Here is a 22182-nt window from a genome sequence, read left to right as displayed (position 1 = left end):
TGACTTTGTCGCGGGCCTCATGCCCGCTTTTTGTTCCCGATCAGAAAGAAGATCGAGACCAGCACCACTGACAGGCCCAAAAGGACCGTCGAGACGGCGTTGATTTCAGGGGTGATTCCGCGGCGGATCTGGCCGAGGATATAGACCGGCAGTGTCGTTTCGCCCGGTCCGGCCACCAGCAGGGTGATGATGACATCATCCAGCGAGACCACGAAGGCCAGCATGGCCCCCGCCACGATACCCGGTGCCATCAGCGGCATGGTGACCCGCCGAAACACTTGAAACGGTGTAGCGTAGAGGTCTGCCGCCGCCTGCTCCAGCGTGAGGTTCATATCCTCCAGACGCGCGCGGATGGGCATATAGGCGAAGGGGATGCAGAACACCGTATGGGCCAGCATCAGATAGCCGATGCCCGTGAGGCCCGTCGCTTGCTTGATGATGCCAAAAAGGGCCAGCGTGGCGACAGCGGTGACGATCTCGGGCACCATCAGCGGCTGGTTGATGACCGCATAGGCCAGGGTCTGCCCGCGAAAGGGGCGCACGCGTGTCGTTGCCAAAGCCGCCATCGTGGCGAAGGTGGTCGAAAAGACCGTGGCGACGGCTGCCACCTGAAACGACACGACCGTCGCCTTGCGGATGCCGTCATTTTCAAACGCGGCCTGATACCAGCGCAGGCTGAATTCCGTCCATTTCACGACCGAGCGGTTGTCGTTGAACGAAAACACGATCAGCACGACGATGGGCGCATAGAGGAAAAAGAGGCAGATCCACGCCAGCGTATCAAATCCGGGCTGCTTGCGCAGATCCTTCATCTTGCGGCGCCGGCGGCGCGGCTCGGCGGGATCGGGGCTTGCCTCGGTGGCGGGAGTTCTGATTGGGGTATCAGCCATGACCATTGGCCTCCTTGCCCGAGTAGCGCACATAGACGATCAGCGACACGAGGACGACGACCATCAGGATCAGCGCCGCAGCCGAGCCGAAGGGCCAGTTGCGCGAGCCGCTGAATTGCAGCGCGATGAGATTGCCGATCATCAGTTCCTTGCCGCCGCCCAGCAGCTCTGGCGTGATATAGGCGCCGAGGCCGGGGATGAAGACAAGGATACAGCCCGCCACGATGCCCGGTTTGGCCATCGGGATGATGACATGGCGCAGCACCTTCAAGCGGCTGGCATAAAGGTCATAGGCGGCCTCGACGAGGCGGAAATCCAGCTTTTCAAGCGAGGCGTAGAGGGGCAGAACCATGAAGGGCAGATAGCTGTAGATGAGGCCCGCAAAGATCGCGTAATCGGTATAGAGCATGCCGATGGGTCCGTCGGTCACCCCCGCCGACATCAGGCCGAGATTGATGAACCCCTCGTCGCGGATGATGAGCAAGATCGCGTAGGTGCGGATCAAGAGGTTGACCCAGAAGGGCAGCGTGATGAGGAACAGCCAGAAATTGCGCTGCTCCAGCGGCTTGGAGGCGATGAAATACGCGGTTGGAAAGCCGATGATGAGCGCGCCGACCGTGGCCCCGAAGGCCAGCCCGATCGAGCGGCCATAGATGCTCAAGTATGTTCCCGTGAACTCCAGCGTGTCGTCAAAGATGTCGCGTTGAAAGAGGAATTGAACGTAGGCGTCAGTGGAAAACTCCCAGGTGACCCCACCATAGGTGCCGGGGCTGAGAAACGAGTAGATCAGCGTGATGGATAGCGGAAAAATGCCAAAGAGGCCGATGGCGATGAGGCCCGGAGCCAGAAGCCCCCAGCGGCGGCGCCGTGCCGCGCCCTCCAGCTCTGCGCGCGCCTCGGCAAGGCGGGCGGCCGTTCGGGCGGCATCGGTCTGCCCGGCGCCCTTTTGCGGAGAGGATGAGATATCTGTCATCAGTCCACCAGTACCTGAACGGTGTCCGGCACCGTCAGGCCCACTTCGCTGCCCAGTTGGGCGTTGGTCTGGGCGCGGCGCACCAGAACTTCGCCGCCGCCGTCAAGCTCGACATGAATGTTATGCCCGGCGCCGAAATAGACGATGTTGCTGACGCGGCCCTTGAGCGCGGCGTCGGGCGCACCCGGCTCCGTCAGGCCCATGTTCTCGGGCCGGACCGCAACAGAAACGCGCCCCTCGCGGGCGGCCCCTTCGGCCAGAAGCGCACCAACCTGCACGCCGCTGGGCAGGATGACGTGCGCGCCATTATCCGTAAGATCGCCGTCCAGAATGTTGATATCGCCAATGAAATCCGCAACGAAGCGGCGGGCGGGGTTGTTGTAGATCTCCTTGGGGCGGCCCACCTGCAAAATGGCGCCTGACTTCATTACCGCGATGCGGTCCGACATCGTCAGCGCCTCGTCCTGATCGTGTGTCACAAAGACAAAGGTAATGCCCGTCTCGCTTTGCAGGCGCTTGAGCTCGATCTGCATTTCCTTGCGCAGCTTGAGGTCCAGCGCCGACAACGGCTCGTCCAGCAGGAGCACCTTGGGACGCGGCGCGAGGGCGCGGGCCAACGCCACGCGCTGCTGCTGCCCGCCCGAGAGCTGATCTGTGCGGCGGTCCGCGAGATGCTCCATCTGCACCAGCGCCAGCATGCGCTCGACCGCCTCCTTGATCTCGGACTTGGGACGGCCCTGCATCTCGAGGCCAAAGCCGATGTTGCGAGCGACGCTCATGTGCGGAAAGAGTGCATAGGACTGAAAGACGGTGTTCACAGGCCGCTTGTAGGGGGGCAGATGCCCGATTTCCTGCCCGTCGAGCAGGATCTGGCCTTCGTCCGGCAGCTCGAACCCGGCGATGAGGCGCAAGAGGGTCGTCTTGCCGCATCCCGAGGGACCCAGAAGTGTGAAAAACTCGTTCTTGCGAATATCGACGGATACCGCGTCCAGCGCAGTAATCTTTCCGGCGCCCTGACCGAAGGTTTTGGTGACGCTTCCGGCGTGAACCATCACGTCATTCGGGTCGGTGGATGCCTCTTCGGCTATGCTGGCCTCTTGTCCCATTCGGAGTCATTTCCCTTTTTTCATGACCTTGGGCGCGATTCCTCACCCAAGGCTTTCGCTCAGACTAGGGCGCGGCGAACGGAAAGGTAAATACCCCTTCGCGTTTGATTGTTCCTGAGCGTGGCCTCGCCCGGTGGCGACGCCGGGTATTTACGCACGCAGCGCTATAGCCCAAGTTAGCCCCATAGAATGGTATGATCTGCGGGCGCTGCCCGCACTGCAAAATGAGGCTCGGCATGGCACGAAACGCGGATCTGGTGATCCTGAATGGCAAGGTTCTGACGATGGATGCGGGCGCGCCTCGCGCCGAGGCGGTGGCACTGGCAGGCGGCGCGATCCTTGCCGTGGGCACCACCGAGGAGATCCGCGAGTTGGCTGCGCCCGGCGCGAAAGTGATCGACGCGGCGGGCGGCACGGTCATGCCCGGCTTCATCGACAGCCACGTGCATCTTTTTCAGGGCTCCGCCGCGCTTGAATTCATGGCGATGGAGGGTGTGGCCAGTGCCGAAGACGCTGCGCGCACCATCCGCGCCTACGCCGACGCAAACCCCGATGAGCCGATGATCCTTGGCACCAGCACGGCCTACGGCCTGATCGGCGGGCGCAATCCGACGCGCCACGATCTGGACGCGATTCTGTCGGACCGCCCGCTGGCGCTGCTGTCGCCCGACATCCATACGCTCTGGGCCAACACGATGGCGCTGCGGCAGGCGGGCCTCTTGCATGGCGCGCCGGTGCCCGAAGGCAGCGTGATCGTGATGGAGGCCGGCGGCAATGCCACGGGCGAATTGCAGGAGACGGGGGCGTTCGGCCCCGTGCTCAAGCTCAGCCGGACGGGCGGGCGCGACATGCTGGGCTATGTCACCGGCGCCGAGCCCGAGCCGCCCGCCACCGAGGCCGAGCGCGCCGCCGACCGCCGCCTGATCGCCAAGGGGCTGGCCCATGCGGCGCGCCATGGCATCACGACGATGCACAACATGGACGGCAACTTCTATCAGCTGGAACTGCTGAGCGATCTGGAGGCGTCTGGCGATCTGCACTGCCGGATGCAGGTGCCCTTTCACCTCAAGAACTACGACCCGCTCGATCGGTTGGAGGAGGCCGCCGAGATGAAGCGCCTCTACACCGGCGATCGTGTCTGGTCGGGCCGGATCAAGATGTTCATGGACGGGGTGATCGACACGCATACCGCGCTGATGACGCGGCCCTATCCCGGCACCGAAACGGTGGGCGAGCCTGTTTTTGAGCCTGACCATTTCAACGAGGCGTGCATCCGCGCCGATGCGATGGGCTTGCAAATCAGCGTCCATTCCATTGGCGATCTGGCGACGCGGCGCACCCTTGATGGCTATGCCGCTGCCCGCACCAAGAACGGTGTGCGCGATTCGCGTCACCGGATCGAGCATATCGAGGTGATCCATCCCGACGACCTGCCGCGCATCGCGCAACTCGGTGCCGTTGCCTCGCTCCAGCCGCGTCACTCGGCGCTGGGCGACTATTTTCCGCTGATCCCGCAGGGCACCATCCTGCACGACGATCAATACCCATACGCGTTCGCATGGCAGCGGATTCGCGACACGGGCGCGCCGGTGATCTTCTCGACCGACTGGCCGGTGGTGCCGGTCGATGTGATGCGCAATATCCAGTGCGCCATCGCGCCGATGCAGCCCGGCGCGCCATGGGATGTGCGGCCCCAATCGCTGATGGATACGCTGGCCTCCTACACCAGTGGCAACGCATGGGTGGAATTCAACGAGGGCCGCAAGGGTCAGCTTGCGCCGGGCCAGATGGGCGATGTGGTGGTGATGGACCGCGATCTGGAGGCGTGCGAGCCAGAGCAGATCCATGCCGCCCGCGCCATGGTCACGATCTGCGGCGGGGCCATCACCTATAGCGGATGATGGGCAAGGAACATCAGGTTGTTCGAGGGCATAGGCAACGGTTCGAGCGGGTGCAGACCCGCATCGCGCATCCAGCGCTTGATCGCCTCGGCATCCTTGTAGCCGATCTCGGGGTCGCTGGCGCGCAGGCTGGCGTCAAAACTGGCATCGGCATCCGAAACCGTGCACCCGTCGCGCAAAAAGGGGCCGTATAGCGCGAAAAACCCGCCGGGTCTCAGTGCGACGGCCACCTCGTGCAGCAGGATATGCGCCTCACGCTCGCTGATGAGGTGCATCAGATTGACCAGCACGATCATGTCCTGCCCCTCGTGCTCGGCCCCCCATCCGGATGCAGTGGCATCAAGGGCGATGGCAGGGCGGATGTTGGCCGCGCTGGCCCATGCATCGACGCTGGCGCGGCGGGTGGGGTCGATGTCGCTCGGTTGCCAGTCGACATGTGGCAGGTGGGCGGCGAAGGCGACGATATGCTGACCGGTGCCGCTGGCCAATTCCAGCGCGCGGCCCTCATGCGGGCCGTGTACGGCCAGCATTTCGGCGATCACTGCTGCGTTGCGCTCGGCCGATGGCGCGATGAGGCGTGCGCTTGAGCCCGTATCGGAAAGGCCCGTATTGGACGGATCGGGCTCGGCCAGTGATGCAGTCGGGGGAAGATGCGTGCGCTGGGGCATGGGCGTCCCTTTCAGGTCAAGGCCAAAGAGTGCCAAAATTCTGCGCGCCTGTCACGCGCCGGGTTGGGCAGTGGCGCAATGGCGGGTGACGCGGCGACAGGGTGCCAATTGCTCTGCAAGTCCTCTGGCAGTGCGCGCGGCCCTCGCCTAAAGTGACCTGATGAGCACCCCCCACCGATTCATTCACTTGCGCGTTCACAGCGAATATTCCCTCTTGGAAGGGGCCGTGCGCCTGAAAAAACTGCCGGGACTGTGCCGGGAGGCAGGCATGCCCGCCGTGGCCGTCACCGACACGAACAACATGTTCGCCGCGCTGGAATTTGCCGTTTCGGCGGCTGATGCGGGTATTCAGCCGATCATGGGATGCCAGATTGATCTGGAATACATCGACGTGGCCCCCGGCGAGCGCCCCGCCGCGCCTGCGCCCATCGTCCTTCTGACCCAGAACGAGGAGGGGTATGAGCACCTGATGAAGCTCAATACCTGCCTCTACCTGCGCGGCGACGGATCGCTGCCGCATGTGACGCGGCGCGAGTTGGCCGAGAATGCAGGAGGGCTGATATGTCTCACAGGCGGCCCGGACGGTCCTGTTGGCCGCCAGCTGCGCGCGGGGCAGCGGGACGCCGCCGAGGCGCTGATGCGCCAGTTGGCCGAGATCTATGGCGACCGCCTTTATGTCGAGTTGCAGCGCCATCCGGGCGAGGATGGCCTGCCCGAGGCCGAGGCCGCCTCCGAGCGGGGCCATGTCGAGATGGCCTATGCGATGGACCTGCCGCTGGTGGCCACGAACGATGTCTATTTCCCGCAGTCCAAGATGTATGAGGCGCATGATGCCATGCTCTGCGTGGCGGAGGGCAGCTATGTTGACCAATCCGCGCCGCGCCGCCGCCTGACGCCGCAGCATAGTTTCAAGACGCCGGGCGAGATGGCGACCCTCTTTGCCGATCTGCCCGAGGCAATCGAGAACACGGTCGAAATCGCGCGCCGCTGCGCCTTTGCCGCCTATCGGCGCGATCCGATCCTGCCCAGGTTCGCCGATGACGAGGTGGACGAGCTGCGCAGGCAGGCCAAGGAAGGGCTGGCCGCGCGGCTGGCTGTCATTCCCCATGCGGTCAGCGTGGAAGAGTATGAAAAGCGGCTGGAGTTCGAGCTGGGCATCATCGAGGGCATGGGATTTCCTGGCTATTTCCTGATCGTTGCCGACTTCATCAAATGGAGCAAGGACCGCGACATTCCGGTCGGTCCGGGGCGTGGATCGGGCGCGGGCAGCCTTGTGGCCTATGCGCTGACCATCACGGACCTCGACCCCTTGCGTTATTCACTGCTGTTCGAGCGGTTCCTCAATCCCGAGCGGGTCAGCATGCCCGACTTCGACATCGACTTCTGCATGGATCGCCGCGAGGAGGTGATCCAATACGTGCAGGAAAAATATGGCCGCGACCGCGTGGGCCAGATCATCACCTTTGGTGCGCTTTTGTCCAAGGCCGCTGTGCGTGACATCGGGCGCGTCTTGCAGATGCCATACGGGCAGGTCGATCGCCTCAGCAAGATGATCCCGGTCGAAGGGGTCAAGCCGGTCAGCATCGAGCAGGCGCTGATTCAGGAAGAGCGCCTGCGCGAGGAGGCGAGGAACGAGGAGGTCGTGGACCGCCTGCTGAAATACGGGATGCAGGTCGAGGGGCTGCTGCGCAACGCATCGACCCACGCGGCGGGTGTCGTGATCGGCGACCGCCCGCTGGACGAGCTGGTGCCGCTCTATCAAGACCCACGCTCGGACATGCCCGCGACCCAGTTCAACATGAAATGGGTCGAGCAGGCAGGGCTGGTCAAATTCGACTTTCTGGGCCTCAAGACGCTGACGGTGATCCAGAACGCGATCCAGCAGATCCATGGCGAGGGGCGCGATCTGCACACCGCCGCCGATGGCAGCACGATCTACGAGCCGTTCGAGGGCGCCGAGAACGATATCGGCCAGATCCCGCTGGACGACGCCAAGACCTATGCACTTTATGCGCGGGCCAAGACGGTCGCGGTGTTTCAGGTGGAAAGCTCGGGCATGATGGATGCGCTCAAGCGCATGAAGCCGGATTGCATCGAGGACATCATCGCGCTGGTCGCCCTCTACCGGCCTGGCCCGATGGAGAACATCCCGAAGTTCTGCGAGGTCAAGAACGGGATTTCCGGGCGCGACACGCTGCACCCGACGATCGACCACATCCTCGACGAGACCCAAGGCATCATCGTCTATCAGGAACAGGTGATGCAGATCGCGCAGGAAATGGCGGGCTACAGCCTGGGCGGCGCCGACCTTTTGCGCCGCGCGATGGGCAAGAAGATTCAGGCGGCGATGGACGCCGAGCGACCCAAGTTCATCGCGGGCGCCAAGGAAAACGGCGTCGATGACGACAAGGCGCTGGAGGTCTGGAACCTTCTGGACAAATTCGCCAACTATGGCTTCAACAAGTCCCACGCGGCGGCCTATGCGGTGGTCAGCTATCAGACCGCATGGCTGAAAGCGAACCATCCCAGCGAGTTCATGGCCGGGGTCATGAATTGCGACATCCATCTCACCGACAAGCTGGCGGTTTATTTCGAAGAAGTGAAGAAGGGGTTGGAGCTGCCTTGGGCGCCGCCCTGCGTCAACCGCTCGGGCGCACAGTTCCTCGTGCGCGGCGGGGTGCTGCATTATGGCCTCGGCGCGCTGAAAAACGTCGGCGTCGAGGCGATGAAGCTGATTGTGGAGGGCCGCGCCGACGGCCCGCAAGGCGAGACGGGGGGCGGCAAGCCCTTTGCCACGCTTTACGATTTCGCCCGCCGAGTGGATATCAAGCGGATCGGCAAGCGGCCTCTCGAAATGCTGGCCCGCTCCGGTGCGTTCGACGAGATCGACCGCAACCGGCGGCGTGTCTTTGACGCCATCGAGCCGCTGATGAATTACTCGGCTGCCATCCACGATCAGAAGAATTCGGCGCAGGTCTCGCTCTTTGGCGAGGCGGGTGAGGATCTGCCCGAACCGCGCCTGCCCCCCGTCGACGACTGGCTGCCTGCCGAGCGGCTGACCGAGGAGTTCAAGGCGGTCGGATTCTACCTCTCGGGGCATCCGCTGGACGATTACATGGCGGCGCTGAAGCGCAAGCAGGTGAAAACGTTGGACGAGGTCATGGTGCAGGCGGCGCGCGCCCCTTGCGTGGTCAAGATGGCCGGCATTGTTGCGGGCCGGCAGGAGCGCAAATCGGCGCGCGGAAACCGTTTCGCCTTTGTTCAACTAAGCGATACGACAGGCGGCTATGAGGTCGTGATGTTCTCGGAAACGCTTGAGAAATGCCGCGAGCATATTGAAACGGGCGCGCAGGTGGTCGTCACCGTGCAGGCGACGATGGAGTCCGAGCAGCTCAAGCTGCTGGCAACATCCGTGGCGCCCATCGACGGGGTTGTCGCGGATGCGGGCAGCCTCGGGCTAATGATCTTTGTCGACGCGCCCTCGGCTGTGGCCTCGGTCGCGCGGGTGCTCGAAGGCGCTGCTGACGCCGCCCGCGCCGCGCGCCCCGGCCCGATCCGGTTCTGCCTGATGGCCGAGGGGCTGCCCGGTGAGGTCGAGCTGTCGGCGGGGCGCGACTATCCAGTGACGCCGCAGATCAAGGGCGCGATCAAGAGCCTCGATGGCGTTATGGACGTTCAGGATATCTGAGCCCGGCACGCGGGATGTAGCGGGACTCGGGCTTTTGTAATGCTCAGTAGTGTGGCGGGCGCTCGTTGCCCAGCGTGACGGAGCCGCCGCCATCGGCCTCGCGCTCGGCCTCGCGGCGCATGAGGATATCGACGCGCCGCGTCAGCACGGCGATCTCGATGTCCTGCCGCGCGACCGTGTCCGACAAATCATCGACGGCGCGGCTGAGATGGGCGATCTGTTCTTCGAGGCGTTCCATGACGCACCTTGTGGCGACCCGCGGGCACCGCGTCAAGCGCGGCGCGGCATGGCCGCCGGTGATAGGCATTTCCCAAGAAAAAACACGCGGGCGATGCGCTGGGCGCGGTGCCCGGCTTGCCGGGGGGCGGTGCTTGGGCTAGACCGCGCAGCAATCGAGGCAGCGCCGGGAAATCATGTGATGGCCAAGCAGAAAAAGACGCCCCGCCCCAAGGCGCAGACGCCCAAGGGCTTTCGCGATTACTTTGGAGCAGAAGTGGTGGAGCGCGCCACCATGCTGGAGGCGATTGCGCGCGTCTATCATCACTACGGGTTTGATGCGCTCGACAGCTCGGCCGTCGAGACGGTCGAGGCGCTGGGCAAGTTCCTGCCCGATGTCGAGCGGCCCAATGCAGGCGTCTTTGCTTGGCAAGAGGACGAGGGCGAAAAGCCCGGTGACTGGCTGGCGCTGCGCTATGACCTGACAGCGCCGCTGGCGCGGGTCTATGCCCAGCACAAGGAGGAGCTGCCGACGCCCTATAGGCGCTATGCGATGGGGCCTGTCTGGCGCAATGAGAAGCCGGGACCGGGGCGGTTTCGCCAGTTCTATCAATGCGATGCGGATACCGTTGGCGCGCCCAGTGTGGCCGCCGACGCCGAGATCTGTGCGATGCTGGCCGATTGCCTTGAAACCGTGGGGATTGCGCGCGGCGACTATGTGGTGCGCGTCAACAACCGCAAGGTTCTGAACGGCGTGCTGGAAGTCATGGGGCTCGACGATCAGGCCCAGCGGGACGCAGTGCTGCGGACAATCGACAAGTTCGACAAGGTCGGCAGCGAGGGCGTGCGCCAGCTTTTGGGCAAGGGGCGGCTCGATGCGTCGGGGGCCTATATCGACGGGGTGGGTCTGAGCGAGGGCCAGGCCGAGCCGGTGATTGCCTTTCTGACATCGAAGGGCGCGAGCGCAGACGAGACGCTGGCAAACCTGCGCCGGGCGGTCGAGGGATCGGCCACCGGGGCCGAGGGCGTGAACGAGCTGGAAGAGATCGCGGCGCTGGTCGCAGCGCAAGGTTATGGCCCGGACCGTATCGAGATCGACCCTAGCGTGGTGCGCGGCCTTGGTTATTACACTGGCCCAGTGTTCGAGGCCGAATTGACTTTCGACATTCTGGACGAGGACGGCGCCAAGCGGCAGTTCGGCAGCGTCGCCGGGGGCGGGCGCTATGACGATCTGGTCAAGCGCTTCACCGGGCAGGCCGTGCCCGCGACCGGGGTCAGCATCGGGGTCGACCGCCTGCTTGCCGCCTTGCGGGCGCAGGGCCGCGCGGGCGGCGAGGCACCGGGGCCAGTTGTCGTGACGGTGATGGACCGTGCGCGCATGGCCGATTATCAGGCCATGGTGGGCGAGCTGCGCGCGGCGGGCATCCGGGCGGAGGTTTATCTCGGCAATCCCAAGAACTTCGGCAACCAGTTGAAATACGCCGACAAACGCGGCAGCCCCGTGGCCATCATCGAAGGCGCCGACGAGAAGGCGGCAGGCATGGTGCAGATCAAGGATCTGGTGCTGGGCGCGCAGATGGCCGAAAACGCGACCCTTGAGGAGTGGAAGGAACGGCCCAGCCAGTATGAGGTGCCACGGGCGGATATGGTCGCCAAGGTGCGCGAAATACTGGATGGAGGCGCGCCGTGAGCGATCTTGCCGGATCGCCCAGCCGCGCCGCTGTCCGCGCCGAGGCAAAGCGCCTGCGCGCGGTCTTCGAGGCGGCAGGGGGCGAGGTGGTCGAGACGACCATCCTTCAGCCCGCCGAAGTCCTGCTGGACCTTTATGGCGAGGATATTCGCGCCCGCGCCTATGTCACCTCCGATCCGCTGAAGGGCGAGCAGATGCTGCGCCCGGACTTCACCGTGCCGGTCGTGCAGATGCATATGGACAGCGGGGCCGAGCCTGCGCGCTATACCTACTCTGGCGAGGTGTTTCGCCGGCAGGAGGATGATCCGCGCCGCGCCAGCGAGTATTTTCAGGTCGGCTACGAGGTGATGGGCGCCGCCGCCCCTGCAGAGGCGGATGCGGAGGTCTTTGCCCTGATGCAAGACATCCTTGCGCCGCTGGGCCTGACGCCTGCGACGGGCGACATCGGGATTCTCATGGCTGCCATCGATGGGCTGGGCACCACGGACGCGCGCAAGGCGGCGCTGCGCCGTCATGTCTGGCGCCCGCGCCGGTTTCGGGCACTGATCGACCGGTTTTCTGGCCGCGCGCCTGTTCCGGCGAGCCGCGCCGCGCTGCTCGGCGCGGCGGATCCTATGGCCGAGGCGGGGCCGCTGATTGGCCTGCGCAGCGCATCTGAGATCGCCGCGCGAATAGACGCGCTGCGCGCCGATGCCGTGGCCGCGCCGATCGCGGAGGGCGAGGTCGATCTTTTGTCGGCGATGCTGGCCGTGCGCGAGACATGCCCCAATGCGCTTGAGCAGCTGCGCGATATCGCCGTGGATATGCCTGCGCTGCGCGGTGCGGTCGCAGCGCTGGCCGCGCGGCTGGACGCGATGGATGCGCGCGGCGTCGATGTGGCGGCGCTGCCGTTCGAGACATCTTACGGGCGCGCGCAGATGGAATATTACGACGGCTTTGTCTTTGGCTTTACCAGTGACGCGCATCCGGATCTGCCGCCCATCGCTACGGGCGGGCGCTATGATGCGCTGACGCGCCGGCTGGGCGCGGGGCGCGAGATCCCCGCCGTGGGCGGTGTGATCCGCCCCGGATTGGTGGCGCGCCTGACCGCAGAAGCAGGAGGTGCCGCATGAGCGTGCGACTGGGCGTGCCCTCCAAGGGGCGGTTGATGGAGAAAACCTTTGACTGGTTCGGTGCGCGCGGCGTGACGCTGGGCCGGACCGGGTCCGAGCGGGAATACGCGGGCATCGTCGAGGGCGCGGGCGATGTTGAGTTGGTGCTGCTATCGGCGGGCGAGATCCCGCGCGAGCTGGCTGCCGGGCGTATTCATCTGGGCGTGACGGGCCTGGATCTGGTGTGCGAGACTCTGGCCGCATGGGAGGACACCGTCGAGCCATTGGCCGAGCTGGGTTTTGGCCATGCGGATCTGGTGCTGGCGGTGCCGCAGGCCTGGGTCGATGTGGGCACGCTCGATGATCTCGACGCTGTCGCCGCGGCCTTTCGCGAGGCGCATGGGCACCGTTTGCGCATCGCAACCAAATATCATCGCCTCGTGCGTGACTTTCTGCGCGAGAACGGGGTTGCCGATTACCGCTTGGTCGACAGTCAGGGCGCGACGGAAGGCACGGTCAAGAACGAGACCGCCGAGGCGATTGCCGACATCACGTCGACGGGGGATACCTTGCGGGCGAACCATCTGAAACTGCTTGAGGATGGGGTGATCTTGCGCAGTCAGGCAACGCTCTTTCGTGCGCGGCGTGTGAATCTGAGCGATGATGAGCGGGCCGTCATGGCGGCGCTCGTCTCCAAGCTGGGCGTGGACTGAAAGCCAGAGGCGATGCAGGCATAAAAAAACGCGCGACCCGGTGGGGCCGCGCGTTTGTCGTTTGGTCGGTATGCCTGGCCATGTGGCCCGGCTGCCGGATTGGAAGCGACCAGATTAGAAGCGGAACGTCGCGCGGACTTGCGCCGTGGTTGCTTCGACATTGGTGTCCGGAACGGTGTTGAAGCCGTCGAACTCGTGGTACAGGACTTCGCCGCCGATCGAGACGTTCTCGGTGACGAGGTGCTCATAGCCAGCGCCGACGAAATAGCCGTCTTCGTCGCCGAGGTTGTTGGTTTCAGCCATAGCATAGCCACCGGTTGCATAGAGCAGACCGTTGCCCAGCTTGTAACCGCCGCGCAGTTTCGCGCGGAAGACGTTGTCGACAGTGGTTTCGGGAACGTTGCCCAGACCGACGTCGGTCCAGTCGTAGTCCAGACCAGCACCGACGACCCAGTTGCCCAGATCGTAGTCGTAACCGGTGGTCAGACCACCGATGAGGCCATCGCCATCAACGCCGGCAATGTCGGTGTCGATGTTGGCGTAACCCAGCTGGCCACCAGCGTAGAAGCCGGTCCAGTTCGGGGACGAGAAGACGGGCGCCGGCGCCGGAGCGATGACGGGCTCTGCGGGTGCGGGCTCGATGTTGCCAGCAAACGCGGTGCCTGCCATCAGGGCGGAGGCTGCTGCTGCGGAGAGGAGGTATTTCATGTTGTGTCCTTTCTTCGTGTTCAGACACGCTGGTGAAACTCACCGTTAACGTGTCTTCTAAGCCCATATTTAGCATCGGCTTACGTGATGCAACGATCTGCGCGAGGCATTGGTTTCAAGAAAATGTGATGTTGATAGGCGGTAAACTGCCCAGTTCATTTCATCTCCGGATAGACATGCTGTTAATGGCTGTTTTTCGCCATTATAATAAGGGCTTGGCTCTGGCTTTCAGTCGGCAAAAATACGCCAGATTTCGTGATAATCCGTGATTCTGCGCACCTGAAGGCATCTGCGACTGTTGCGTTTAGAGCACACCAATGTCCGCCAATGCGGCGCTCAACCCCGGCGGGAGGGCCTCTTCATTCGCGCGCTGGCCACTGATGTCTGCAGGCGCATCTGTGCCGGCCAGATATCGCCATCCCTGAAAGGGCCGTTTCAGCGCTGTCGCGGTGCGCACAACCTCTGGGTCCAGCACGATGGCGCAGCGGCGGATGCCGTCGGCGCCGATGACCTCATCGAGGCGCAGAATCTTCTGGCGGCATTGGAGCACGCCTTGGATGACCCAGTAGATCGAGCCGCCCTCCAGCAATTCGGCTTCGCGCCTTGGCCACATGCGGGTGACGTGGCGCGGCAGCCCGTCGGCACCCTGCGCGCGGCGTGACGCCTGCCATGCCACCATGCTTTCGATGCTGTCCGATCCGACGCTGAGCTTGATGAGGTTTAGGGGTGCGGGTGCCATGACCGTCATTCTATGGCGCTGCGCGAGATGTTCAATGCCTCCATGTTCAATACGCCCAGTGCAAAATGCGCCCGAGTCAAACCAATCTGGTGGTCGCGCACATGGCTGGCCGCGGGAGTTCGGGTATCTGGGCCAAGAAAAAGTGGCGGCTGTTGCGGATTGATATGCGGGGGCGATTAACGCCGGGGCAGGGGCGCTGCGCGGGCCAGAGCCGTTGACCGGATCGGGCGGCGTGCGTAATGTGAACGCTCGCCTTCAATCCATTCCACGATAATCCGCCGGAGTTCATCATCATGAGCCGTTTTGCTGCCCCCATTTCCGAACAGATATGGAACATGAAATATCGGTTCCAGCCTGCGGAAGGCCAGATGGCAAAGGGGCAGGGGGACGCCTCGGTCGAGGATAGCTGGCGCCGCGTCGCGCGCGCCCTCGCCGCGCCCGAAGCGGAGCCGGATAAATGGGAAGAGCGATTCTATGCGGCGCTGGAGGATTTCAAATTCCTGCCGGCCGGGCGCATCACGGCAGGGGCCGGGACCGAGCGAAAGGTAACGCTGTTCAACTGCTTTGTGATGGGCACCGTGCCCGACGACATGGGCGGCATCTTCGACGCGCTGCGCGAGGCGGCACTGACCATGCAGCAGGGCGGCGGCATCGGCTATGATTTTTCGACCATTCGCCCGCGCGGTGCGCTGGTCAAGGGTGTGGGCGCGGACGCAAGCGGGCCGCTGAGTTTCATGGATGTGTGGGATGCGATGTGCCGCACCATCATGAGCGCGGGCGCGCGCCGGGGCGCGATGATGGCAACGATGCGCTGCGATCACCCCGATATCGAGGATTTCATCGCCGCCAAGAGCGATCCCGCCCGGCTGCGTAATTTCAACCTGAGCGTTCTGGTGACCGACCCCTTCATGGCGGCCGTCGAGGCGGATGGCCCTTGGGATCTGGAGTTCGGCGGCAAGGTCTATCGCACCGTCGAGGCGCGTGATCTGTGGAACACGATCATGCAGGCAACCTATGATTATGCCGAGCCGGGCGTGATCTTTATCGACCGGATCAATGCGGCCAATAATCTTGCCTATTGCGAGACCATATCCGCAACCAACCCCTGCGGTGAACAGCCTTTGCCCCCCTATGGCGCGTGCCTGTTGGGCAGCATCAACATGGCGCGGCTGGTGAGCGATCCTTTCGGGGAGGGCGCCGCGCTGGACGCGTCCGCACTGGCGGATCTGGTGGCTGTGGCGGTGCGGATGATGGATAACGTCGTCGATACCAGCCAGTTCCCGTTGGAGCAGCAGGAAGCCGAGGCGCAGGCCAAGCGCCGGATCGGCCTCGGTGTCACGGGCCTTGCCGATGCACTGTTGATGGTGGGCCTTCGCTATGGCTCGGACGCGGCGGCCGCACAGACCGAAGCCTGGCTGAAGGCGATTGCACGGGCGGCTTATCTCGCCTCCGTCGATCTGGCCAAGGAGAAAGGCGCGTTCCCCCTCTTCGAGGCCGACGCCTACCTTGCCAGTGGCACGATGCAGGGCATGGACGAGGACGTGCGCGCCGCCGTGGGCAAGCATGGCATCCGCAACGCCCTGCTCACCTCGATCGCGCCAACCGGCACCATCAGCCTCTATGCAGGCAACGTCAGCAGCGGGATCGAGCCGGTCTTCGCCTATAGCTATACCCGCAAGGTGCTGCAAAAAGACGGCACGCGCACCGAGGAGGAAGTCGTCGATTACGCGGTGCAGATGTGGCGCGACCGCTTTGGTGACGCCCCGCTGCCCGATCATTTCGTCAACGCCCAGACGCTGGCGCCCGCAGATCATGTGCGCATGCAGGCCGCCGCGCAGAAATGGGTCGACAGCAGCATATCCAAGACGATCAACTGCCCCGAGGACATCAGCTTTGCCGCGTTCAAGGATGTCTATATGCAAGCTTGGGAAAGCGGCTGCAAAGGCTGCACGACCTACCGGCCCAATGACGTCACCGGTTCGGTGCTGACGGTCAGCGAGACCGCCGATGTGGCGCCGGGCGAGGCGCCCGAACAGGCCCAGTCGCGCGCCGGCGACGGCGCCGAGATCCTCTACATGTCCGAGCCTCTGGATCGCCCGACCGAGCTGGAGGGCATGACCTACAAGCTGAAATGGCCCGATAGCAATCACGCCATCTACATTACCGTCAACGACGTCATCCTCGGCGGGCGGCGGCGCCCCTTCGAGGTGTTCATCAACTCCAAGAACATGGAGCATTTCGCCTGGACGGTCGCGCTGACGCGGATGATATCGGCGGTGTTCCGGCGCGGCGGTGACGTCAGTTTTGTCGTCGAAGAGCTGAAGGCGGTGTTTGATCCGCGCGGCGGCGCCTGGATGCAGGGCAAATACGTGCCGTCCATCCTTGCGGCGATCGGCGGCATCCTCGAGCAACACATGGTGCGCACCGGCTTCCTTGCGGGCGAGGGGCTGGGCCTAAGGGCCGATCCGACGGCAGAGGTCGTCAACCTTGGCGCCGGACGCGGCGCGGCCTGCCCCGCGTGCGGCGACTACGCGATGCGCATGATCGAGGGCTGCATGACCTGCGCCAGTTGCGGACATTCGAAATGCGGGTGAGGGGCAATGACGCCTCTGTCGAAGCAGGCGTAGTTATGCCAAAATCGTGGTTTTGGTTTGCCACGAGGTTGGTCTAATTTTGCCAAATGTTTTAAACAGCTGAAAACGCTAAGCTTTAGACGAGCGCCGTCTTGGCGGGGTTTTGGAAGCTGTCGACCTCTTTGGTGGGTTCTTTGTTAGGATTCGCGGCTGAAAAATTATTGGCCAACGGAGTGGGTGGTCTAAAATGCCGTCTGGGCTGTTTGATCTGGATGCCATGAAGATGATGAAATTCGTGGTATCCTGCGCTCCCTCTGCTTTCCCTATCCTGAGCGGCCTTCTTGTGAGGCCGCGCAGGATCGGGAAATCCGACGGGGCCTGAAAATAAGAAATGTTTGATACTGGCCGGACCCGGAACGTGCTGCTGCAACAGTGTGTCCGGCCATGTCGCCTATCTGAAAGGAGGAAAACGGGCGTCTTGACGCTGCCGCTTTGGTGCAGCCTGAAAAAGGGTATCCCCCATGACCTACCACCACATCGACATCTCTGCTGGATTGGATCTCAAACATGTGCGCAAGTTCCTGAGTACTTACGGAACGGCGTTGGCCAAAGCGGCTCATTTGCTCGGGGGAGGCGGTGCGAGTGCCCGCGTTTTCCTGTTGTGCGAATCTGTTCTTCATGCGCGACGCCTGACCGTGGCGCAACGCCGCCAGCTGGTCGATCTGCATCGGTTGCTCACTTTGGAAAATGTTGGCGATCCCGAGCGAATTGAGAGCGGGCTGTTCTCGGAAATCCATCCTTCCTCTCCTGTCGTCGAGGAAATCTGTTTGCTCGCAGAAAACCTGCAAAGGCTTCTTTTGCAGATTTCTGGTGAAGAGCCCGCTCTTGGGAGCGGCATCAGTGCGACCCCCTCTACGAAGGTTGCGTGAATAAGACACGGCCGGTCCCGCTTGACCGGCCGCCTTGAAGGTCTGCCAGATCGGTAGGTCAAATTCGGGGAGATCCGAAATGCACATTTCTGAGAACTTTAACAATCTGGATGATCTTGCCAGGAACGCCGTGCGGCTCGGCCGTGAAGTGGCGGAACACGCCTCCACATTACATGTTGGAGGAAATGCAAAAGATGCGGCGTTCGTGAGCCGTTGCCTTGCGCGGTTGAGTGAGCGCCAGCCCTTTGTCGAGTCCGACGATGGCAGTTTAAAAGCTGTGCAAGATATCCTGAGCAAGGATATTGCCGACGAGGTTGTTGGTAGTGAAGATTGCTTTGTCGCAACTCATTTCGACGAACTTGGCCAACAGGGCGAAATGCGCCGGAGACCCATCTACTCCGACCGAGGTTCCGCTTTAATCAAACTTCATGATCTTCTCCAAGATTTTCTCTCCAACCGAAATGCAGTTTTCGATCAAGTCGCTGCGCATAGGACGCTTCTGAAACTTATGAGTGCATGAAAAAACAGGATGCCCCCGACCGGGAAACCAGTTGGGGGTATCGCCCCCAAAAGCCGATTTACCGTTAGTCCCAAGTCTGAGCTGATCATGATGTTTTTCTGCGCACTGCTGCTGCTAAGGGAGGTGCAGGTTCAGAGCCAGCCCAAACCCGCCCGCCTTCCCCAGCCCTTGACAGAAGGGGGCATCGACAGGTTGGGCGGACTCCGGTCATTCGCCGCGAGCGCGAGACGACCACACCGAGCAATTAGATGCCGACATTGGCACGACATCGAAATTCGGCCACATGCCGCAACGCCGCATGACGGGCCAAGCCTTTATCGGTCAATCCACCTCAGATGCTGGGGGCAAAGTCGATGGCTCCCGGTCTTTTGCGGACAGTCGTCGCCGTGCCGGAGTGCGCCGAGCGCAAAGGCGTTCCAGCTTCCACCTCTCTATGCTGGACTCAGGCCATAAGTTATGCTCTCAAAACAACGCTGCATGTGACGCCCTCGATGAAGTCCGCGAAGACCCGTAACAAACGCCAGAAACAGAACAGACCATTGGGTTAGGCGAACGCGAGTGAGCACTGGCCAGATGTCCATCTATCGCGGTTCTGCCAGACGTGGCATTCGCTGGCGCGAACCAGACCGCTGGAGGATTTATGAATATCCGCTGCCTTGCCGCCTCAGTTGCGGCTTCTCTCGTACTCGTGTTCGCGACACCTGCCAGCGCCGACGACACGATCCTGTCAGTCACTGGAAAAGTGACCGGCGGCGAAATCAACCTGACGCTGGAACAGATCGAGGCCATGGGCAGCGCCAGCATCGTGACAACCACCCCTTGGCATGATGGCCTGACGACCTTCGAGGGCGTTCCCATGGCGCGTTTCCTTGACGCCGTCGGGGCGCAGGGCACAACGGCCTATGTTCACGCCCTGAACGACTTCAGCATCGACATTCCGCTGTCGGACCTGACCCGCTTCGATGCGATCATGGCAGTCAAGACGGACGGCAACTACATGGGCATCGCCGACAAGGGGCCGCTGTTTATCGTTTTCCCTTATGACGACGTAAGTGAGGTCCGCAACGAGCTCTTCTATGCCCGTTCCGTCTGGCAAATCCATACCATCGAGATCGAATGATCGCTCAGAGTTACATCGCGTCATGAATCGCCTTGAATGGTTCCGCTGGTTCACCGGTGCGGCGGGCATCTTCCTATTCGTTGCCGCGATAGTCTATTCCTATGCAGTCGGGGTTTCGCAAGACGCCCTCGACAGGGTGACGGCATACGACTGGCCGACGTCGGCCCTTCAGGGCCGCAATGAAGCCGGCGAGATGGAGCGCCACGTCTTAAAACTTGTGTTGCAGGACGACCAGGCCAGCCGCGATGCCGCTGTCCTTTGGCACCAGATTCTGCTGAGCCGAATTAGAGACTGGGGTAACAGCGATTTCCGCCTGTTCATCGAAGAAGATCCGCGCCTCGTGGCCCAATACGGCGCGCTGGTCGCGGACATGGACAGCTTCGGCAGAACGCTGCTGCAATGGGGCGCTGAGCGCGCAGCGTCAGATGCCCCTGCCGAGGCTGGCAACATTGCAGACGCGATCGAACAGGCTGGCGTTATCAAGGACCCCGTCGACCGGCTGGCCATTAGCGCCTTTGGACACGGTCTGAGCGAGAGGACACAGGCCAGAGAAGATTTGCGCACCAGGCAAACCGCCCAGAAAGTGCTGAACGGCTCCCTGTTCGCGGCCGGATTGATCCTGTTGCTGGTTACGATCTGGCAAAAACGCTCCCTGGCGCGAGCCAACGCTGCCATTGCGGGCGGCGCCAGGCAGCTTGCCGAACGAGAGGCAGAACTGTCGGCCCTCTTGGCCAGCACAACAGATGGCGTGCTGGTGATGGATACTGATTGGCGCGTTACCTACGCAAACCAAAGCGCCATCGATACCTTACTGCCAAGCCGCGATGTTCAGGGGGTTTCCCTTTGGAAACTGCTTCCGGATCTCGCGGGCAGCAGGTTTGAAAGTCTATTTCGCAGGGTGATGGAGCAGCAGACCCCGGAGAAAACCGAACTGTACTACGCAAGACTGGGCTGCTGGTTCGAAGTGCAGGTTCATCCTGCGCCTGAAAAGCTGATGATCTTTCTGCGGGATGTGACCGCGCAGCGCCGCGTCGAAGAACGATTCCGCCGCGTGGCGCATGTATCAAGCGACTTCATCTTTGACCGTGACCTTGTGACTAACTTGACTTGGGTAAATGACGCCGATTTTTGGCTACCTGACATCCCACCGGGGTCCCAAAAAATCCCACGAAGCGCATGGGTCGATAGCGTCCATCCCGATGATCGCACCGGGATTGAGGCAACCATCGAGGAAGCGATCCGAAGTGCTCAGGATTTCTGGGAGGTTGAGTATCGGCTGCGGAGGCCCGACGGCGCGTATATTCCCGTCCGCGAACGGGCGAGCCTTCTGCGCGATGATGCCGGAGAGCCGGTTCGCGTGATCGGGAACATCATCGATCTTTCCGAGCAAAAGGCGCTTGAGGCGCAGTTGCGCCAATCACAACGGCTGGATGCGGTAGGCCAGCTGACAGGGGGAATTGCACACGATTTCAATAATCTACTCACCGTGATCCTGGGCAATGCCGAAGTGCTGATCGACACGCTCGCTGCCGACCAATCGAACGCAACCATGGCCCGGCAGATCATGATCGCTTCCGAGCGCGCTGCCGACTTGACCCACCACTTGCTTGCCTTTGCGCGCAAACAGCCGCTTTCACCCGGCATCTTCGAGGCAAATGAGCTCATTGAAGGCATGCGAGTGCTGATTGAGCGCTCGATAACCCCGGCGATCACGCTGGAGCTGGAACTCGATGACAGCCTTGGCTCGGTCTATGTCGACCGAGCAATGTTCGAAAACGCGCTGCTCAACCTTTGCGTCAATGCACGCGATGCCATGCCAGACGGTGGGGCGCTCCGCATTGAGACAAACCTGGTTACATTGAGTGGGCCAAGCACTCCTGACATGCCGCAAGAGGGCGAATACGTGCGCGTGACCGTCTCGGACACCGGCGCAGGGATGGATGAGGCCACATTGGCCCAGGCATTCGAGCCATTCTTCACCACCAAGTCTGTCGGTGCAGGAAGTGGCCTGGGTCTGAGCATGGTTCATGGTTTTGCTCACCAATCCGGTGGGGACCTGCGCATTGAAAGCAGTCCTGGTGTGGGCACGACGGTCGAGCTGTTGTTGCCGCGCAGTGAGCGTGTCCCCGAGGGTCGCGATCTGCCGCAGGACGCGCCCCCTATGCTCACAGCCACGCCGCGCGCGCGTATCCTTGTGGTCGACGATGAGGACCATGTGCGGGATTACATCTGTATGGTCGTCCAATCGCTGGGATACGAGGTCGAGGCCGAGCCGCGCGCAATCAAAGCATTGGCGCGGCTGCGCGCCGGCGAGCCGTTCGATCTTCTGCTCTCCGACGTTGTCATGCCTGGCGGGGTGAGCGGTCATCAACTGGCGGCGGCGGTGCTCGCGGAACGGCCAGGTCTTCCCGTGCTCCTCGTTTCTGGTCACGCTGAAGAGATTGCCGCGCCTGACAGGCAGCTCGACCCGCGCATTGGCTTTCTGCGCAAGCCCTTTCGCAAGAGAGAACTTGCGCACAGGTTGGCAGATATGCTGCCTGCTGAAATCGTTGAACCGGCTCAAGAGTGAAGGCGCAGCACGGTGCTATGGGCCTATTCTATTGAAAAACTCCGTTAGGCGTAAATCGCCTTGAAAACCAGGGAATGCGTTCTCGTAA

Annotated in this window: 17 protein-coding genes; 10 read left to right on the top strand and 7 right to left on the bottom strand. The window is 62.6% G+C overall.

The window, feature by feature from the left end; translation table 11 throughout:
- Positions 1-17: 17 nt before the first annotated feature.
- The 3 genes from V8352_RS11880 to V8352_RS11870 all read right to left on the bottom strand — a co-directional run bounded on the left by V8352_RS11880 (position 18) and on the right by V8352_RS11870 (position 2969).
- Complete coding sequence (locus V8352_RS11880; protein WP_336424560.1) at positions 18-812, bottom strand: ABC transporter permease; 795 nt, start codon at positions 810-812, stop codon at positions 18-20.
- 70 nt (positions 813-882) lie between these two features.
- A complete protein-coding gene (locus V8352_RS11875; protein WP_336424508.1) occupies positions 883-1863 on the bottom strand; it encodes an ABC transporter permease in 981 nt (326 codons plus the stop codon).
- A complete protein-coding gene (locus V8352_RS11870) occupies positions 1863-2969 on the bottom strand; it encodes an ABC transporter ATP-binding protein (RefSeq protein WP_442971021.1) in 1107 nt (368 codons plus the stop codon). Before V8352_RS11870 ends, V8352_RS11875 begins: the two co-directional genes overlap by 1 nt.
- Positions 2970-3205: 236 nt before the next feature.
- Between V8352_RS11870 and V8352_RS11865 the strand changes: the two genes are divergently transcribed.
- The gene (locus V8352_RS11865) at positions 3206-4870 is read left to right on the top strand and encodes an amidohydrolase (RefSeq protein ID WP_336424507.1); all 1665 of its coding nucleotides are present in this window, start codon (positions 3206-3208) and stop codon (positions 4868-4870) included.
- Here V8352_RS11865 and V8352_RS11860 read toward each other — a convergent pair.
- Positions 4858-5538, bottom strand: a complete 681-nt coding sequence (locus V8352_RS11860; protein WP_336424506.1) for a DUF938 domain-containing protein — start codon at positions 5536-5538, stop codon at positions 4858-4860. The genes V8352_RS11865 and V8352_RS11860 overlap by 13 nt on opposite strands.
- Positions 5539-5698: 160 nt before the next feature.
- On the opposite strand from V8352_RS11860, the gene dnaE reads away from it, so the two are divergent.
- Positions 5699-9226 carry a DNA polymerase III subunit alpha gene (dnaE, locus tag V8352_RS11855; RefSeq protein WP_336424505.1) on the top strand — a complete coding sequence of 1176 codons (3528 nt, stop codon included), beginning with the start codon at positions 5699-5701 and terminating at the stop codon, positions 9224-9226.
- 43 nt (positions 9227-9269) lie between these two features.
- Here dnaE and V8352_RS11850 read toward each other — a convergent pair whose 3' ends face one another.
- Positions 9270-9464 (bottom strand): SlyX family protein, encoded by a 195-nt coding sequence (locus V8352_RS11850; protein ID WP_336424504.1) that lies wholly within the window; start codon positions 9462-9464, stop codon positions 9270-9272.
- 180 nt (positions 9465-9644) lie between these two features.
- On the opposite strand from V8352_RS11850, the gene hisS reads away from it, so the two are divergent.
- Genes hisS through hisG form a run of 3 tightly spaced genes read left to right on the top strand, consistent with a single transcriptional unit; the run spans position 9645 to position 12936 of the window.
- Positions 9645-11132 carry a histidine--tRNA ligase gene (gene hisS / locus V8352_RS11845; protein WP_336424503.1) on the top strand — a complete coding sequence of 496 codons (1488 nt, stop codon included), beginning with the start codon at positions 9645-9647 and terminating at the stop codon, positions 11130-11132.
- Entirely contained in the window at positions 11129-12244 is a 1116-nt protein-coding gene (locus V8352_RS11840) for an ATP phosphoribosyltransferase regulatory subunit (protein ID WP_336424502.1), read from the top strand. The genes hisS and V8352_RS11840 overlap by 4 nt, the downstream gene beginning before the upstream one ends.
- Positions 12241-12936 carry an ATP phosphoribosyltransferase gene (gene hisG / locus V8352_RS11835; RefSeq protein WP_336424501.1) on the top strand — a complete coding sequence of 232 codons (696 nt, stop codon included), beginning with the start codon at positions 12241-12243 and terminating at the stop codon, positions 12934-12936. Before V8352_RS11840 ends, hisG begins: the two co-directional genes overlap by 4 nt.
- 114 nt (positions 12937-13050) lie before the next feature.
- Here the strand turns inward: hisG and V8352_RS11830 are convergent, their stop codons facing one another.
- Together V8352_RS11830 and V8352_RS11825 are read right to left on the bottom strand one after the other, a co-directional pair.
- Positions 13051-13644, bottom strand: coding sequence for an outer membrane protein (locus tag V8352_RS11830; RefSeq protein ID WP_336424500.1), 594 nt, complete (start codon positions 13642-13644; stop codon positions 13051-13053).
- A 304-nt stretch (positions 13645-13948) separates the two neighbouring features.
- Positions 13949-14383, bottom strand: a complete 435-nt coding sequence (locus V8352_RS11825; protein WP_336424499.1) for a DUF1489 family protein — start codon at positions 14381-14383, stop codon at positions 13949-13951.
- A 293-nt stretch (positions 14384-14676) separates the two neighbouring features.
- Between V8352_RS11825 and V8352_RS11820 the strand changes: the two genes are divergently transcribed.
- The 5 genes from V8352_RS11820 to V8352_RS11800 all read left to right on the top strand — a co-directional run bounded on the left by V8352_RS11820 (position 14677) and on the right by V8352_RS11800 (position 22094).
- Positions 14677-16977 (top strand): adenosylcobalamin-dependent ribonucleoside-diphosphate reductase, encoded by a 2301-nt coding sequence (locus V8352_RS11820; protein ID WP_336424498.1) that lies wholly within the window; start codon positions 14677-14679, stop codon positions 16975-16977.
- A 500-nt stretch (positions 16978-17477) separates the two neighbouring features.
- Entirely contained in the window at positions 17478-17885 is a 408-nt protein-coding gene (locus V8352_RS11815; RefSeq protein WP_336424497.1) for a hypothetical protein, read from the top strand.
- Between the two features lie 79 nt (positions 17886-17964).
- Positions 17965-18405, top strand: coding sequence for a hypothetical protein (locus V8352_RS11810; RefSeq protein WP_336424496.1), 441 nt, complete (start codon positions 17965-17967; stop codon positions 18403-18405).
- 601 nt (positions 18406-19006) lie between these two features.
- The gene (locus V8352_RS11805; RefSeq protein ID WP_336424495.1) at positions 19007-19525 is read left to right on the top strand and encodes an oxidoreductase; all 519 of its coding nucleotides are present in this window, start codon (positions 19007-19009) and stop codon (positions 19523-19525) included.
- A 22-nt stretch (positions 19526-19547) separates the two neighbouring features.
- Entirely contained in the window at positions 19548-22094 is a 2547-nt protein-coding gene (locus V8352_RS11800; protein WP_336424494.1) for a hybrid sensor histidine kinase/response regulator, read from the top strand.
- Positions 22095-22182 lie beyond the last annotated feature (88 nt).

Origin of the sequence: Roseovarius sp. D0-M9, assembly GCF_037083805.1 — a bacterium.
In the GTDB taxonomy this organism is placed as follows: Bacteria; Pseudomonadota; Alphaproteobacteria; order Rhodobacterales; family Rhodobacteraceae; genus Roseovarius.
This window is presented reverse-complemented; position numbering and strand designations above follow the sequence as displayed.

Bases quoted from the DNA above. Each gene is read 5' to 3' on its own strand.
- V8352_RS11850 (WP_336424504.1), bottom strand. From the start codon at position 9,464: ATGGAACGCCTCGAAGAACAGATCGCCCATCTCAGCCGCGCCGTCGAT.
- V8352_RS11880 (WP_336424560.1), bottom strand. From the start codon at position 812: ATGAAGGATCTGCGCAAGCAGCCCGGATTTGATACGCTGGCGTGGATC.
- dnaE (WP_336424505.1), top strand. From the start codon at position 5,699: ATGAGCACCCCCCACCGATTCATTCACTTGCGCGTTCACAGCGAATAT.
- hisG (WP_336424501.1), top strand. From the start codon at position 12,241: ATGAGCGTGCGACTGGGCGTGCCCTCCAAGGGGCGGTTGATGGAGAAA.
- V8352_RS11830 (WP_336424500.1), bottom strand. From the start codon at position 13,644: ATGAAATACCTCCTCTCCGCAGCAGCAGCCTCCGCCCTGATGGCAGGC.
- V8352_RS11825 (WP_336424499.1), bottom strand. From the start codon at position 14,383: ATGGCACCCGCACCCCTAAACCTCATCAAGCTCAGCGTCGGATCGGAC.
- V8352_RS11860 (WP_336424506.1), bottom strand. From the start codon at position 5,538: ATGCCCCAGCGCACGCATCTTCCCCCGACTGCATCACTGGCCGAGCCC.
- V8352_RS11800 (WP_336424494.1), top strand. From the start codon at position 19,548: ATGAATCGCCTTGAATGGTTCCGCTGGTTCACCGGTGCGGCGGGCATC.
- V8352_RS11875 (WP_336424508.1), bottom strand. From the start codon at position 1,863: ATGACAGATATCTCATCCTCTCCGCAAAAGGGCGCCGGGCAGACCGAT.
- V8352_RS11870 (WP_442971021.1), bottom strand. From the start codon at position 2,969: ATGGGACAAGAGGCCAGCATAGCCGAAGAGGCATCCACCGACCCGAAT.
- V8352_RS11865 (WP_336424507.1), top strand. From the start codon at position 3,206: ATGGCACGAAACGCGGATCTGGTGATCCTGAATGGCAAGGTTCTGACG.
- V8352_RS11810 (WP_336424496.1), top strand. From the start codon at position 17,965: ATGCACATTTCTGAGAACTTTAACAATCTGGATGATCTTGCCAGGAAC.
- hisS (WP_336424503.1), top strand. From the start codon at position 9,645: ATGGCCAAGCAGAAAAAGACGCCCCGCCCCAAGGCGCAGACGCCCAAG.
- V8352_RS11820 (WP_336424498.1), top strand. From the start codon at position 14,677: ATGAGCCGTTTTGCTGCCCCCATTTCCGAACAGATATGGAACATGAAA.
- V8352_RS11815 (WP_336424497.1), top strand. From the start codon at position 17,478: ATGACCTACCACCACATCGACATCTCTGCTGGATTGGATCTCAAACAT.